The sequence below is a fragment of the Phormidesmis priestleyi ULC007 genome (assembly GCF_001895925.1).
Classification (GTDB): Bacteria; Cyanobacteriota; Cyanobacteriia; order Leptolyngbyales; family Leptolyngbyaceae; genus Phormidesmis_A; species Phormidesmis_A priestleyi_A.
The window spans coordinates 20686-35326 of the sequence record NZ_MPPI01000047.1; the positions used below are offsets into that span (position 1 = coordinate 20686).

13 protein-coding genes are annotated in these 14641 nt (G+C 48.4%); 5 read left to right on the plus strand and 8 right to left on the minus strand.

What is annotated here, in order from left to right:
- Nucleotides 1-310: 310 nt before the first annotated feature.
- Together BRW63_RS23565 and glsA are read right to left on the minus strand one after the other, a co-directional pair.
- A complete protein-coding gene (locus tag BRW63_RS23565; RefSeq protein ID WP_073074823.1) occupies nt 311-1009 on the minus strand; it encodes a hypothetical protein in 699 nt (232 codons plus the stop codon).
- A gap of 93 nt (nt 1010-1102) precedes the next feature.
- On the minus strand, nt 1103-2083 hold the full coding sequence (gene glsA / locus BRW63_RS23570) for a glutaminase A (protein ID WP_073074824.1): 981 nt from the start codon (nt 2081-2083) through the stop codon (nt 1103-1105).
- An 87-nt stretch (nt 2084-2170) separates the two neighbouring features.
- Here glsA and prfB point away from each other — a divergent pair.
- Nucleotides 2171-3284, plus strand: a protein-coding gene (gene prfB / locus BRW63_RS23575; protein WP_143162109.1) for a peptide chain release factor 2 whose coding sequence is annotated in 2 segments (ribosomal slippage) — nt 2171-2242 and nt 2244-3284 — 1113 coding nt in all. Because the reading frame shifts where the segments join, the coding sequence is not laid out codon by codon here.
- A gap of 757 nt (nt 3285-4041) precedes the next feature.
- Here the strand turns inward: prfB and BRW63_RS23585 are convergent.
- On the minus strand, nt 4042-5982 hold the full coding sequence (locus BRW63_RS23585) for a S9 family peptidase (protein ID WP_073074826.1): 1941 nt from the start codon (nt 5980-5982) through the stop codon (nt 4042-4044).
- 160 nt (nt 5983-6142) lie between these two features.
- Between BRW63_RS23585 and BRW63_RS28575 the strand changes: the two genes are divergently transcribed.
- On the plus strand, nt 6143-6319 hold the full coding sequence (locus BRW63_RS28575) for a hypothetical protein (RefSeq protein WP_181314477.1): 177 nt from the start codon (nt 6143-6145) through the stop codon (nt 6317-6319).
- An 84-nt stretch (nt 6320-6403) separates the two neighbouring features.
- On the opposite strand, the gene BRW63_RS23590 is transcribed toward BRW63_RS28575, so the two are convergent.
- Entirely contained in the window at nt 6404-6757 is a 354-nt protein-coding gene (locus BRW63_RS23590; protein WP_073074827.1) for a hypothetical protein, read from the minus strand.
- A gap of 491 nt (nt 6758-7248) precedes the next feature.
- Here BRW63_RS23590 and BRW63_RS23595 point away from each other — a divergent pair, with 491 nt between their 5' ends.
- Together BRW63_RS23595 and BRW63_RS23600 are read left to right on the plus strand one after the other, a co-directional pair.
- On the plus strand, nt 7249-7536 hold the full coding sequence (locus BRW63_RS23595) for an RNA recognition motif domain-containing protein (RefSeq protein ID WP_073074828.1): 288 nt from the start codon (nt 7249-7251) through the stop codon (nt 7534-7536).
- A 77-nt stretch (nt 7537-7613) separates the two neighbouring features.
- Nucleotides 7614-7910, plus strand: coding sequence for a hypothetical protein (locus tag BRW63_RS23600; RefSeq protein ID WP_073074829.1), 297 nt, complete (start codon nt 7614-7616; stop codon nt 7908-7910).
- Nucleotides 7911-8180: 270 nt separating this feature from the next.
- Here the strand turns inward: BRW63_RS23600 and polA are convergent, their stop codons facing one another.
- The 4 genes from polA to BRW63_RS23625 form a co-directional block, all read right to left on the minus strand.
- Nucleotides 8181-11183: a DNA polymerase I gene (polA, locus tag BRW63_RS23605; RefSeq protein WP_317615843.1), complete on the minus strand. Its 3003-nt coding sequence runs from the start codon at nt 11181-11183 to the stop codon at nt 8181-8183.
- A gap of 56 nt (nt 11184-11239) precedes the next feature.
- Nucleotides 11240-12319 carry a calcium/proton exchanger gene (gene cax / locus BRW63_RS23610; RefSeq protein ID WP_073074830.1) on the minus strand — a complete coding sequence of 360 codons (1080 nt, stop codon included), beginning with the start codon at nt 12317-12319 and terminating at the stop codon, nt 11240-11242.
- Nucleotides 12320-12743: 424 nt separating this feature from the next.
- Nucleotides 12744-13097 carry a type II toxin-antitoxin system PemK/MazF family toxin gene (locus tag BRW63_RS23620; RefSeq protein ID WP_073074832.1) on the minus strand — a complete coding sequence of 118 codons (354 nt, stop codon included), beginning with the start codon at nt 13095-13097 and terminating at the stop codon, nt 12744-12746.
- Nucleotides 13094-13354: a hypothetical protein gene (locus BRW63_RS23625; protein WP_073074833.1), complete on the minus strand. Its 261-nt coding sequence runs from the start codon at nt 13352-13354 to the stop codon at nt 13094-13096. The genes BRW63_RS23620 and BRW63_RS23625 overlap by 4 nt, the downstream gene beginning before the upstream one ends.
- Nucleotides 13355-13467: 113 nt before the next feature.
- On the opposite strand from BRW63_RS23625, the gene BRW63_RS23630 reads away from it, so the two are divergent.
- Nucleotides 13468-14634: a filamentous hemagglutinin N-terminal domain-containing protein gene (locus BRW63_RS23630; protein ID WP_073074834.1), complete on the plus strand. Its 1167-nt coding sequence runs from the start codon at nt 13468-13470 to the stop codon at nt 14632-14634.
- The last annotated feature ends 7 nt before the right edge of the window (nt 14635-14641 follow it).

A 14641-nucleotide genomic window follows, 5' to 3' on the forward strand; every position in this document is an offset into this window, starting at 1 on the left:
TGCACCACTACTTATTTTTGCAGCTAACTCACTGAAAATTGTGAATTAAATTAACGTGAATTCGATGAAGCTTTTCGCTGCGGTTGCCAATCCGGGTTGCCCCCCAAATCCCCCAAGATTGGGAACTTTGAACCTAAATTCTGGGCTTAAAGTCTCCCAGAACTGGGGGATTTAGGGGGTTGAAGCGCTGAAGAACGAAGCGAAAGAACTCAGCGAACTGACGTTAAATTAAGATCAGAATTTGCGTATGGCCATAGCACGGCAGTGCCCATTAACCTTGCAAGTGACCGACATGATCTAATTCACGATCCTAATCAAACCAGCCAATATCTTGATCTGAGAAACTGTTTTGCATCGGATCATTGGGGAAAACCGGACGGGCAAGGGTCGCTGCCTGATGTCTGCGAAGACTGTCTTGTCTGCTCTCAGCGGCAGGCTGTGCAGGGCTAGGCTGAACCGTTAGCTGTGCAGATTTTGCTTTGGTTGCGAGTTCTACTTTCAGCGTTTGCTGTTCTTGCTTGAGGGCTTTATTTTCGTCAATCAGTGCTTGATTCGATTCGGCTAATTTCAGCGCTTCTTTTTGAGTTTTATCTAGCTCTGACTGAATTTTATTTGCCTTGTCTAGATTGGTTTGCAGATTTTGCACCAGCATTTTTTGCTCATCAAGCTGCGATCGCAGGTCTTCAACGCTTTTTTGCAGAAGCTGCTCTTTTTGATTTGACTGCTCTAAAGACTCTTTGAGCGCCATCAGATTTGCTTCTAACGCAGGGACGACAGTGGTTTCAAGCTCAGGCTCTGCTGGGGTCGAAGGGGCTGGCTCAGATGCAATGACTTCAGAAACTTCAACATCAACGGGTGCGCTCGCCCACTCATCTTTCAACTCCAGATCATCTGGCTTGATGACTGTCTTCGCGTCTTCAGGCAGCAATTCCGCATCTACGACAGGAGTCTGGGGCGGCTTGCGAGGAGTTGTCTTGCGGGAATTAGCGGCGGGTTGTCTTCTGACCATTACTCTCTCCTAGACGATTGCCCAGTAAAAAACTGCGAGGCAAACGCCTCTGCCGTGACTATAGCGTGTTGGCTGACACAAAAAATAGATTTGTTACGGTTCGTTTGCCAATGTCTGCCGAAAGTGAGAGCAGCCCATCGGCAAGTCAAACATGTGCAACTCAAACTCACGCGCCAAGTCTTCGCAGACTTTAAGTCCACGGACGCTACTGCCGTGTGCATCCAACGGCGGCGAAAAAACCGCGATGCCGACTTGATTAGGAACCACTGCGATAATGCCGCCCGAAACCCCACTCTTGGCAGGAATTCCAACTTTATACGCCCATTCACCTGCAAAGTTATACATTCCGCAGGTGTACATCACCGACAACACATCTCGAATGTAGTGAGACGGGATGGCGCGATCGCCCGTCATCGGATTCACGCCTTTGTTGGCTAAGGTTGCCGCCATCACTGCCAGATCGCGACAGTTGACCATCAGCGAACATTGCTGAAAATAGAGATCGAGCGCTTCGTCGATTTTCTCGTCGATCATGCCAAAATGCCGCATCAAGTGGGCCATGGCTCGGTTACGGTGCCCCGTCGATCGCTCCGACATAAACACCGACATATCGATATAGACATCCCGCCCGATATAGTGCCGAAACATATCGAGCATTCGGTTTAAACGCTCTGTGGCTCCGGTGCCTTTGATCAGACTGGTGGTGGCGATCGCGCCCGCATTCACCATTGGGTTATCGGGTCGCTTCGACGATTCATCCAGTCGAATCAGCGAGTTAAACGGGTCGCCCGTAGGCTCAACGCCCACTTTAGCCAGCACTTTGTCGCGCCCGTGTTCTGCCAGCGCCATGCCATAAACAAACACCTTTGAGATCGACTGAATCGTGAATAGCTGATCAGCGTCTCCAACTTCAAAGATCCGACCGTCTACTGTGACGACACAAATGCTGAAGCAGTCAGGATCAACCTTCGCCAATTCAGGAATATAGCTGGCAAGCGCCCCGTCGGTTAAAGGCTTATATTTGAGGTAAAGCGCGTTGAGGAACGACTGAAATGGGTGTTCTAGATCTCCCATGTTTGTGGCTGAGTGCTGATTAATGACACAACTCTAATCGAACTGCCGCTAAAATAAACAATACTGTTCAAGGAAACGATCGATCGTATGGATACTGTAGAACTAAAGCGTGACGTTGAAGTGTTATCTGAGCGCCTGGGTAAAACTCAGGAGTATCTTTGACGTTCCTGCCCTGACCGCAAAAATTCAAGATTTAGAGCAAGTCGCCGCCCAACCCGAACTGTGGGAAGACCAGACAAAAGCTCAACAGATTTTGCAAGAACTCAACGACTATAAATCGCATCTTCAGCAGTTTCAGCAATGGCAAACTCACCTCGTCGATGCCCAGACGATTCTAGAATTGCTGGAGCTAGAAATGGATGACTCGCTGCTCGAAGAAGGCCAGCAAAAAACTCGCCAACTCAAGCAAGAACTCGATCAGTGGGAGCTTCAGCAAATGCTCTCAGGCACCTACGATGCTAAGGGTGCCATTCTCACGATTAATGCGGGGGCTGGCGGCACTGACGCTCAAGATTGGGCAGAGATGCTGCTGCGAATGTATACCCGCTGGGGTGAATCTCACGGCTATAAAGTGCATCTTACTGAAGAATCAGAGGGCGACGAAGCAGGCATTAAGTCCGCCACATTAGAGATTGACGGCAACTATGCCTACGGTTATCTCAAGGTCGAAAAGGGCACCCATCGCCTCGTGCGAATTTCGCCATTTAACGCCAATGACAAGCGGCAAACCAGCTTTGCTGGGGTGGAAGTGATGCCGATGATCGATACATCTGTGAAGTTAGACATCCCCGATAAAGATTTGGAGATTACGACTTCTCGCGCTGGCGGCAAGGGCGGACAAAACGTCAACAAAGTTGAAACTGCTGTGCGAATTACTCACCTGCCGACGGGGATTGCAGTGAGGTGTACTGAGGAGCGATCGCAGCTTCAAAACAAAGAAAAAGCCCTCGTCATTCTCAAAGCCAAGCTGTTGATCATCGCTCAAGAACAGAAAGCCAAAGAAGTCGCTGACATTCGCGGAGACATTGTAGAAGCAGCTTGGGGCAACCAGATTCGCAACTATGTGTTTCACCCCTATCAGATGGTAAAAGATCTCCGCACAGGGGTCGAAACCACCGCCATTCAAGATGTGATGAATGGAGAATTAGATGTCTTTATTGAGGCGTGTTTGCGGCAAGACAACCAGCTAGTTGAGGTTTAAAAAAGCTGAGGAATTGTGAGTTAAAACAATTCACAACTCATGTGATGTGCGACTAAGAACCCTCACCCCAAACCCCTCTCCCAGGAGAGGGACTTTCAAGTAGTCTCTGGTTCCCTCTCCTGTGGGAGAGGGCTAGGGTGAGGGATGCTTTTGGGCAATTTTAGGAAAGTCGCACATCGCGTTAACTCATCAGTTTTTAGTTTTAAAAATTGGCTTGATTGGGTCTAAGTTTGGGTGCTTGTAATGCTTAGAGCAACTTTCATTAAAAGCTGCCTTGACAGTAAGACATCGAGTTTGGTAGAATCCGCACTTTTTTGAGGTATAGTAAAGAATATGTTACTTAACTCAATGCAATATCCAGTGTCAGTTTTTGAGCGTCAGAAGAAATTAGCTACACATTGAGTGACGCTCAGAAAAAGCAACTAGCCCATTACATAAGCCTCCCAGCAGAAGCTCTAAATGCAACTGCCTGGAGTAATTCACTACAAAGGTTGAGTTTCCATTGAAAATTCAAGCAAATGATATCCAGTCGGGCGATCGCATCATTGCTTACTGCAATAACAAGATGCAAATTTGTACAGTGAAACGGGTTATAGATCCGGATCTGAGTAACATCACCCTATCCGTCTTTACCTCTGAGAGTTCGCGAAATTCACTGTCTCGCGTGTTGCGGTTTCAGCGGGATGCTTTGGTTGAACTACATGCCAAAAACCCCACTGAAACAGATATCGATTCTCTCTGTGAACAACCCTAAAACTCAGGGAAGGTTGTCGATCGTCACCGCATCAATGTGTTCGGCTGGGTAAAACTTAAACACTCGCGAGTAAAAGTAAAACTCCCCATCTAGTGCCCGCTTGATGTTCTCAGCCTTGCGAAAGCCGTGCTGCTCTCCTTCAAACAGCACATAAGCGACGGGAATCCCTTTGTCACGAAGTGCATTCACCATCATTTCGGCTTGGTTGGGCGGCACGATCTTGTCTTCGTCACCCTGGAAGAAGATTACCGGGCAGGCGAGACGATCGACAGCGCTGATGGGCGATCGCTGATCATACAAGTCCTTTTGTGCAGGATAGGCACCTATCAAACTATCTAAATAGCGCGACTCAAACTTGTGGGTGTCTTCTGCTAATGCTTTGAGATCGCTCACCCCATAATAGCTCGCTCCTGCCTTAAAAGTGTTGCGGAAGGTGAGGGCACAAAGGGTTGTGTAGCCGCCTGCACTGCCGCCTGCAATGACTAAGCGATCGCCGTCAACTTTGCCTTGCGCTGTTAAATATTTGGCACCGTTGGCGCAGTCGTCAACATCGACAATGCCCCATTGGTTGTTGAGGCGTTGCCGATAAGCGCGACCATAGCCTGTGCTACCGCCATAGTTGACATCAAGCACGGCAAATCCGCGACTTGTCCAATATTGAATGCCTAAGTTTAAAGAGGCAGACGTAGATGCCGTAGGGCCGCCGTGACTTTTGACCAAAAGTGGAGGACGTTCGCCGTTTGGAGCGGTGTAGTCACGATTTTTAGGCGCATAGTAAAGGGCGTAAGCGGTTAAGCCGTTTTCAGTCGGAAATTCGATCGCTTCAGGAGCCGAGAGATAACTGGCATCGATCGACAACTCGCTGGCGCGCTGCAAGACTTTAAAGGTTTTAGCGGTGAGATCCAACTGCACGATCGCAGACGGTTCTGTCGCTGACCCGCCCACAAAAGCAGCTTGACCTTGATTAACTTGCAGCCCTGCAATGCTGGTATAAGGACAATCAAGGGGTGCAAGCTCACGAGTGGTTAAGTCCAGAATTGCTAAGTGGCTGATACCGTTTTGAGTGTAGGTGCAGAGAATTTTATCGCTGTCAGCAAACCCATAAGTAGACATGCCAAACACCCACTGGGGCAAGCCAAATTCTGCTTCTAACGTCAGGACAGACTCGACTTCACCTTGAGGATGCCAGCGATCGAAGTTCCACCAACCTGCGCGATCGCTGACAAAATAAAGCACACCATCGGGCGACCATTCAGGCTGAAAAATTGATTCTTGTTTGCCGCCTGCAATATGTTGAGGGTCGCTCAGACTGCCATCTGACTGAACGTGAGCCACCCATAAGTCAGTGCCATCCCACGGCATGTTGGGGTGATTCCACGAAATCCAAGCGAGAGATAAACCATCAGGGCTGAGGCGCGGAGAGGCGTAGAAATCATGTCCAGATGCGAGAATCGTCTGCTCGGCTTCGGCTTCGCCCAGCGGAATAGCAACGATCGTATTAACAGCTTCGCGATCAGCAACTTGATGATCTTCTCTCACGCAAATTAAGCGATTGTGAGCGCGATCGAACACGGCATCTGCATAGCGTAACGATTCAGCCGACGTTAAAGGCAGAGGAGCGGCATCACCAGATTGACGATAGAGACGCTGATCGGAGAAGTTAGAGAAATAGACTACGCCATCGGCAGCTAAAAACGCTCCGCCTCCATATTCATGCACACGAGTCCGGGCGTTGAAGGGGAGCGGCGTTTTCTCAGTGGTGATTCCTTCTGGTGAGCGGTGCATGATTACATTGCGTCCGCCTTCACTAGGGCGTGACTCGCTCCAATAAATGTCTTGACGATCGAGCTTGATTTGCCCTAGCCCGATCGAGCCAGCGACAATCAAATCTGAGGTGATTGGCGATTTCCAAGATCCATAAGGGGAAATTTGTGGGGCAGTCATAAGCTTTTCTAGAGTCTCTCTTAGTAGTGTGCCACGGAGCGCGTGATTTAACTTTAGACGTTCGATTAGTAATACTTCAGACAGGTTGCATAATCTCCGATGCCCAAGTGTGAAATAGGCTAACACCGCTTCAGTCGTCTATTCCACACGGAGTCTAACCATGTCTCAACTCATCGTTCAATCTCCTGCGATCGCTGCTCCCGATAGTCAAGCTCAATCAGCAAACACTTCGTCGATTGATCGCGCTCATGAATCAGCAGTTCAAGGCAAATTAGTGGCTCAATGGCTGCTAGATGAGAATTCCAAGCTCTACTGTCGATGGGTTAAGGCGAATTAATTTTCATCTTGCACCTAGCGATCGCCCATGATCTTTCTGCGCTTGTCGCGATCGCTGGCTATGAAACTACCAGCTATGGCACGGTTACAACACCATCAGCGAGGGAATCACAATGGTAGCCTTTTTCACAAATCTCCCAGACATTATTGCAGCAGCGTCAAAATCCCCATTAGGCATCAGTGCTTTAACCGTAGCCGCACTTTCGTTTATTAGCTTCTTCTTTTTTCGTCGATCGTCTGAGTGGACGAGGATTGCAGTCTTTTTCCTGATGGGAATTGGGGCTTTTATCATCACTGTCATTGGAATCGGGGCTTCTAGCATAACTGACATGACGAGGCAGCGATCTGATCCAAAAACTTGGAACTCTCCTCCTCCAGTTCCTACTCCCATTCCTACTACGCCCTCCGTTCGACTCTCTCTTTCAGTTCCTACTCCCATTTCTACTCGGCCCTCCGTTCAACCCTCTCCTGCTCCGATACGCCTAGTGGCTGGTACATGGAGAGCGCAAATGGCATCTTCAGTAATTATGACCATCACAATTGATTCAGATGGAACATACACGAAGAAGTGGCATTTCCTCAAAAAGAATGTCGAGGTTGAAATGTGGGGAAGTTATTATATGTATGGCAACTACATCGACCTAAACTGCGGAGATTTTTCACCTCGTAATACTGTGTTTGATTCTGTACTTAGTCGTTGTTCTGGAAACCTAGACCAGCTCAGGATTCTAGATCAGAATCATCTCAAAAGCACAGGCACAAAGAGTACAGATTTATATCGAATTCGTTGAAAATCTGTACTATTGCGATTAGGTGATTTGTGTTAAAGTCAAGAAGGGTGTTAAATCCGGTTGACAGCCTTGTTTTCCTTAACAAGCGCATCTCCGAATCTAACGTCTCTGCAATTTCTGGTTCTGGAGATTTCCTTCGATGTCGATTTATGTTGGTAACCTTTCTTACGAGGTTACGCAAGAAGATCTTTCTACTATCTTTTCGGAATATGGCGCAGTAAAGCGGGTTCAGCTTCCGACCGATCGTGAAACGGGTCGTATGCGTGGGTTTGGGTTTGTTGAAATGGAAACAGACGCTCAAGAAGCGGCTGCGATCGAAGCATTAGACGGTGCAGAATGGATGGGTCGTGATTTAAGAGTCAACAAAGCGAAGCCCCGTGAAGACAATCGTGGCGGTGGGCGGAGTAGTTTCTCTGAGCGCTACTAAAGCAATCTTTATTGAGTATGAGACCTTGAGCTTAGGCGACAGCAGTCTGCTAGTTCAGGGTCTTTCTGATTTAAATCATGAGAGCCAGACTTGAAGACGAGATTGTTTTGCTGCATCACGAAGACGTTCCCCCGTTTAAAAAGGGTGGATCGGTGGTGCGAAATAGCTATTTTTGGGCGCTGAAATCGATCGCAGGACGAGCCAGCCGGGGGAGGGATTGGGAATATGAACCAGAGGTTTGGCTTGCCCTGCAACGAATGCTGCTTTCGTTTTCGGAATCGGGTTATTTGGGGTTGTCGGAGACGATATTAGAGTTTCCGGCAGACACCGAAGAGATTCCGGCAGTTTTGCGCCCGGTAGCGACTTGGCAATAGCTAGGTTAACGTCAGTTCGACAGAAGTGATTGGCTACGGTTGTGAATCCGGGAAGCCCCCTAAATCCCCCAAAATTGGGGGACTTTGAGCCAAGAGTTCCGATTCAAAGTGCCTCAGAATGGGGGATTTAGGGGGCTGAAGCCGCTCAAAACGAAGTGAAGAACCTCGTCGAACTGACGTTAGGTTAGTGGGGTTGAATTCTGCAGCCTGAATTGGGGATGGGGATTTCTGGTAGCTTTTTAACCAGAAATCCCGCAGTTTAGCAACGCTCTATTTAGTGTCCATCCAATTTTGACCTGCGCGGATTTCGACCAGCAACGGCACACTTAACTGAACTGCGGTTTCCATTTGAGATTTGATTTGAGGCTGCAATTCTTCCCACGCGTCGGGGGCAACTTCAAACACCAGTTCGTCATGAACTTGCAGCAGCAGTCGCGCCTCATATTGCTTTAACAACTCGTGCAGCGTCACCATCGCAATCTTGATAATGTCGGCGCTAGAACCCTGAATTGGAGCATTGGCGGCAGCTCTTAAAAGCTGCGCGTCGAACTGGTCACGAGTTTTGACTTTGCTCAGGTCGATCGAGCTTGGATCAACGCCGCGCAACTGCTTCAGCGAATCGCTGGCAAAGTTGAAATAACGACGACGACCGCGAATCGTTTCGACATAGCCATTGGCGATCGCTTCTCGCTGCATTTGCTGCAAATAAGCAAAAACGCGGGAGTAGCGATCGTTAAACCGCTCAATAAATTCTTTGGCGACTGATGATCTAACCCCAGCTTCTCTAGCAAAACGTTGGGCACCCATGCCATAGATTACGCCGAAGTTGATAATTTTGGCTAACCGCCGTTCTTCAGAACTGATGTCATCTTTTTCGAGCAATAATTTCGCCGTCAGCGTGTGCACGTCTTGATTATTTCGATAAGTCTCGATCAGAATAGGTTCTTGACTGAGATGTGCCAGAATTCTCAACTCAATTTGTGAATAATCTGCCGCTACCATCAGCCAGCCTTCAGCAGGGATAAATGCTTTGCGAATCTGACGGCTAAATGCAGTCCGAATCGGGATGTTTTGCAAGTTGGGGCTAGACGATGACAGCCGACCCGTCGAAGTTGCCGCTTGGTTAAAGTCGGTGTGAACCCGATGCGTATCGGGGCGTACCAGGTTTGGCAACGCATCCACGTAGGTAGATTTTAACTTTGAGAGCGTCCGATGTTCGAGAATTAAATCAACTACAGGATGATCGCCTTGTAGTTTTTCTAGCGTTGCCGCATCGGTTGAGAATCCGGTTTTAATTTTGCGAGATTTCTTGCGATCGAGTCCTAGCCGATCAAATAACAACTCACTCAATTGTTTAGGAGAAGCGAGACTAAATTTTTCTTGGGCAGCTTCATAGGCGCGTTGCTCAAGTGATTGCAAATCGTGTTCTAACGTTTTTGAAAAGTCATTCAAATACTGTTCATCGATCCGCACTCCACAGGCTTCAGCCTCAGCTAAAACGGGTTCTAATGGCTGTTCGATTTCTAATAATAAACGGTGTAATTGAGGAATGGGTTCAAGGAGCGATCGCAGCTTGGGCACGAGATGAAACGTGCTATAAACATCCATGCCGCAATAGTCGGCGACCGCAGCAATGTCAATCTCTGGCAGGGTTTTGCCTTTAGTCACAAGGTCAGTATAGTCAAGCGCTCGAATGCCTAAATAAGTTTGACTGAGATCGCCAAGTTTGTGACTGCCTTCGGGATTAATGACATAACTCGCCAGCATGGTGTCAAAGACCACACCCGCGAGGTGAATGCCTTGGAATCGCAGCACTAAGCGATCGAACTTGGCATTCTGCAATGATTTGGGATAGTCAGCACTTTCTAGAATTGGACGCAGCGTTTCTAACACGAGAGCTTTGTCTAAATTCTTGCCGGATAAGTGTCCGATCGGAATATACGCCACCGTATCTTTTTCGGGTGCCCAGCAGCAGCCGATGCCAACTAAATCTGCATCTCGTGGCTCTAAAGAAGTGGTTTCAGTGTCCCAAGCAACGGGGGTTTTTGCATCGGTGCAGGTTTGCAGAATGGCGACCAGTTCGCTGAGTTTTTGAGGCGTGTTGATGATCCGCGGCGCGAGAATGACGGGCTGAATTTTTTCAGCATTGGCGGTGTCTTCGGCACTAAAAAACCACAGATCATCACTTTCACCATAGCGAGGAACTGGTTTTTGGGTGGGAGTGGTTTCTGCCGCCTTCGCACCTTCGTCAGACAACTCGGTGCCATCGCTGGTGAGTTGAGAACGCCATTTTTTAACTTTGTTGAGGAACGATCGAAACTCAAACTTTTCTAGCAGTGCGGTGACGTGTTCTTCATCAAAGCCCTGAAGCTTGCAGGCAGCCGGATCAATGTCGATCGGCACATCCAAATGAATTTGCGCCATCCACTGCGAATGACAGGCAGCATCGCGTCCGTCTTCGAGTTTTTTCTTGACCGCACCTTTAATGTCAGTGATCGATTCATAAACTTTCTCTAACGATCCGTAAGTGGTAAGCAGTTGCACCGCCGTCTTTTCACCAATGCCTTTCACACCGGGAATATTGTCAGACGGATCGCCGCACAGCGCCTTAAAGTCAACGACTTGCGAAGGCAACACGCCCATTTTGTCTTTGACTTCTTGCACCCCAAACTCTCTGGGAGGCTGAACCCCTTTGCCATAAACGGTGCTGAGATAGAGAATTTTGATGTGATTTTCGGCATCAACTAGCTGAAATAAATCACGATCGCCGCTCAAAATCTTGACATCAAACCCAGCCCGTCGCGCTTTGTGTGCCAAAGTGCCGATCACATCATCTGCTTCATAGCCGGGAGTGACGACGATCGACAAATTCATCGCCCTGAGCAACTCTTGAAGATTTTCTAAGTCGGGCATAAAATCTTCGGGTGTTTCGGGGCGATCGGCTTTATAAGTGTCGTCTGCCTCATGGCGAAACGTCGGCCCGCCCAGATCGAACGCGATCGCAAGATAGTCTGGCTTTTCTAACTCCACCGTTTCTAACAGCGCTTTGAGAAACCCATAAGACACGCTCGTCGGAACGCCCGTTGAGGTGCGAAGCCCGCCGTCTCGCCCTTTAGCAAAGGCAAAATAGGCCCGAAACGCCAGCGAGTGACCATCAACAAGAACGATTTTGGGAAGCTTTGTCACAGAACGATCGAAAGGGGACATGACTTTATTGTAGCGAGTGAGCGCGATCGAGATCGGGTTCGGGGTGTCAAGTCGTTGTAGGGGCATGGCACTGCTGTGCCCGTAGGCATTAGCAAGTAACCGATATTGTTTAATCCACGATCCTAAGCAGGTTGAAAATAAAACGCCGCGCCCAAGATCACGTAGGTTGCCAACAAAAGTACGCCTTCTAACCAGTTCGATCGTCCGTCTAAACTAATCAGATTGGCAACCACCACTGCAACAGTGACAGCCACCACCTCAAACGGGTTAAAGCTGAGATCCATCGGTTGTCCGATCGCTTGCCCCACTAACACCAACATCGGTGCCATTAACAATGCAACAAGCAAACTAGAACCCATTGCAACCGATACCGATAAATCCATATTATTTTTAACCGCAACGCCAACAGCCGTCACATACTCGGCGGCACCTCCTACCAATGGTAAGAGAATCACTCCAGTAAACAAAGGCGTTAATCCTAACCCTTTGGTCGCTTCTTCAACCACACCTACAAAAATCTCAGACTCATAAGCAACTGCCACCGTCGAAGCGAGTAAAACGCCGAGCCAGAGCCGCAAATTAGGCTGGTGTAGGGTGCCGTCACTGTCTGCTTCGAGTTCAGAGATGCCGACCTCATATAAATAGTTGTGCGTTTTGAGCGAGAAAATCAGCGTCATCACATAAACCGCAATCAACACGATCGCGACGGTGGTTGAGAGTTCTTTAACGGGCAAGGTATCGACTTCTCCAGCAAAATAAAACGCCATTGATGGCAGCAAAATCGCAATCACCGCCAGCGTCATTGACGAGCCATTGACTCGCGCCACGATCGGCTTAAATTCTTGCTCTTTAAATCGCAGTCCGCCAAAAAACATTGACATCCCCATCGCTAGCAGCAAGTTGCTAATAATGGTTCCGGTAATGCTAGCTTTTACGATGTCGATCAGCCCGGCTCTGAGGGCCACTAAACCAATAATCAGTTCGGTGGCGTTGCCAAACACAGCATTGAGCAACCCGCCAACCGACGGGCCTGTGACTACAGCAACTTCTTCAGTCGCGGTGCTTAACCAAATGGCAAGAGGCACGATCGCCAGTGCCGAAGTCACGAAAACCGTCAGGGTTCCCCATTCTAATTTCTCGGCCGCGATCGAGATCGGGACGAAGATGAGGAGTCCGATCGATAAAATCTTTTTAATGGACATAGAAAATCGCCTAACGTCAAAAACTATAGCGATCCTATGTCAATCACGCAAAAATGGCTCGAAAACTGTGGCGATCGACAGTTAGTCAATTTTCTTCTGTTTGTGTGGCTCGATCGTGCAGCAGTTCAAGAATTTTGGGATGGGTATGATCGTGGGTATAGTTTAGAAACTGCCCCAAGCAAGGGAATAGTCTGTCTGCCATTCTCAAACCCTGCGGCCGGCCATTACTCATTGTACGCAATCGGGCGATTCCTTCAGAGTTGGCAAAACTTGTAGAAAGCTGAGAGTACCAATTTTTGTCAGCAGGACAAATTAGGGGTAGGTTGAACGCAGGAACGATCGCATGAAAACTCAACCCTGGCAGATGGCAGCCGCGATCGGTTTGGGCATAAGTGGGGCGATCGGGCAGTATTCAATAGATCGCTTATTCAGGTTCCAAGGGGTCTGTCAATAGCCGAATTCCTTCCAGAATTTGACGGATGCGCTCGATCGAAAGCGTACCAATTTTCTCTTCAAGTTGTGACTTATCAACAGTAAAAATCTGGGAAACGTTGACAACGCTTTGATCTGGCAAATCTGCCTCTCCTAGTTCAAGCAAAACGTTTCCTGGAGCCTTTGCACGTCTCAGATTTGTTGTTAATGCACAAACAATCACAGTGTTAACCTGGCTATAATTCATTCGATCATTTTGAATCACAACGTGCGGACGGCGATAGCCAGGACTGGAGCCAACTGGTTCTTCCAGGTCAATCCAAAAAATATCTCCTTGCTGAATCAAACGTCATTCTCCAATACTTGTCGATGTAGACGGCGCATTCCCGCCAGAAGCCGCTGATCATCTGGATCAGGAGCGTCAGTATAGGCCTCGTTAACTTTTTCCAGGTTTAGCGATTGGCGAACTTGATAGCGCTGGACAAACTCTGCTATAGCCATTTCTAATAGTTGGCTGCGGGAAATATTCATCTGATGGGCAATCGCTTCTGCATCTTCCAAAAGTGATTGTTGTAGCACGATCGCCGTTTCAATGGTTGCCATGATCAATGCCTGGTGAAATGTAACATTATATCGATCTGAGCCTATTATACAATCGCCTGTTCTACTGGTACGATGGCAGCAATTCACCGGATTGAGGTAAGGAGGGCGATCGCATGAAAACTCAACCCTGGCAGATGGCAGTCGCGATCGGTTTGGGCATGAGTGGGGCGATCGTGATTTCCATACTTCCCGCTGTTGCCCAAAGTGTGATTGTGCCAGATGAGACGTTGGGGAATGAACGATCGGTGGTTTTGCCGCTGGATGCGAATGGATTTCCAGTAGATGCGATCATCGGCGGTGCCCAACGCGGACAGAACTTATTCCACAGTTTTCGCGAGTTCAATGTCAGTGCGGGGCGCGGTGCCTATTTCTTTAATCCAGATGCGACAATCCAAAATATTCTGGCACGGGTGACAGGTAGCAATGCTTCGACAATTCTGGGCACGCTCGGCACATTTGGGCAGGGTAGTCCAAACTTGTTTTTGATTAATCCCAATGGCATGATCTTTGGTGCCAATGCGAGTTTGAACGTACAAGGGTCGTTTGTGGCGACGACGGCAAATGGGGTGAAATTTGGCGATCGGGGGATATTCAGTGCGACACAACCAGAGATACCTTCAGCCTTACTGACGATCGATCCTTCGGCATTTCTGTTCAATCAGATTCCGGCTGGGAATATTGTGGTGCAGGCTAATCAGCCGATTTCGCCTGATAGCGACACTTTGGGATTGCAGGTTCCAAATGGGGAGTCGCTTTTGCTGTTGGGGGGAAATGTCACGATCGATGGTGGACAGTTGAATGCGTGGGGAGGACGAGTTGAGTTGGGGGGATTGGCAAAGCCAGGAATTATTGGTCTGAATGAAAACTGGAGTTTGCGATTTCCGGATGGAATAGCAAGATCGGATGTATCCGTTACCAATCAAGCTTTCATTGATGTTCAGGCTGCAAATGGTGGCAATATCTCCATTTATGCCCACAACTTAGGAATATCTCGCAATAGTTATCTATTTGCTGGGATTCGTGAAGCACTAGGAAATCAGGAAAGTCAAGCCGGAGATATTATTCTGGATGCTATAGGTGAGATTCAGGTTAGAGACCGAAGCTTTGTTTCGAACTTTATTGATACTGGCTCTACAGGAAATGGTGGCAATATCAATATTGTGGCTGATTCCTGGGAGCATCCCACCTTTGCGATGAGTATTCATACTCAGTGCCAACCTCGCCATTCAATTGGACAATCTAATAGAAGTCGTTCTGAGAACCCGCGAAATGACCCCTGAACAAGGG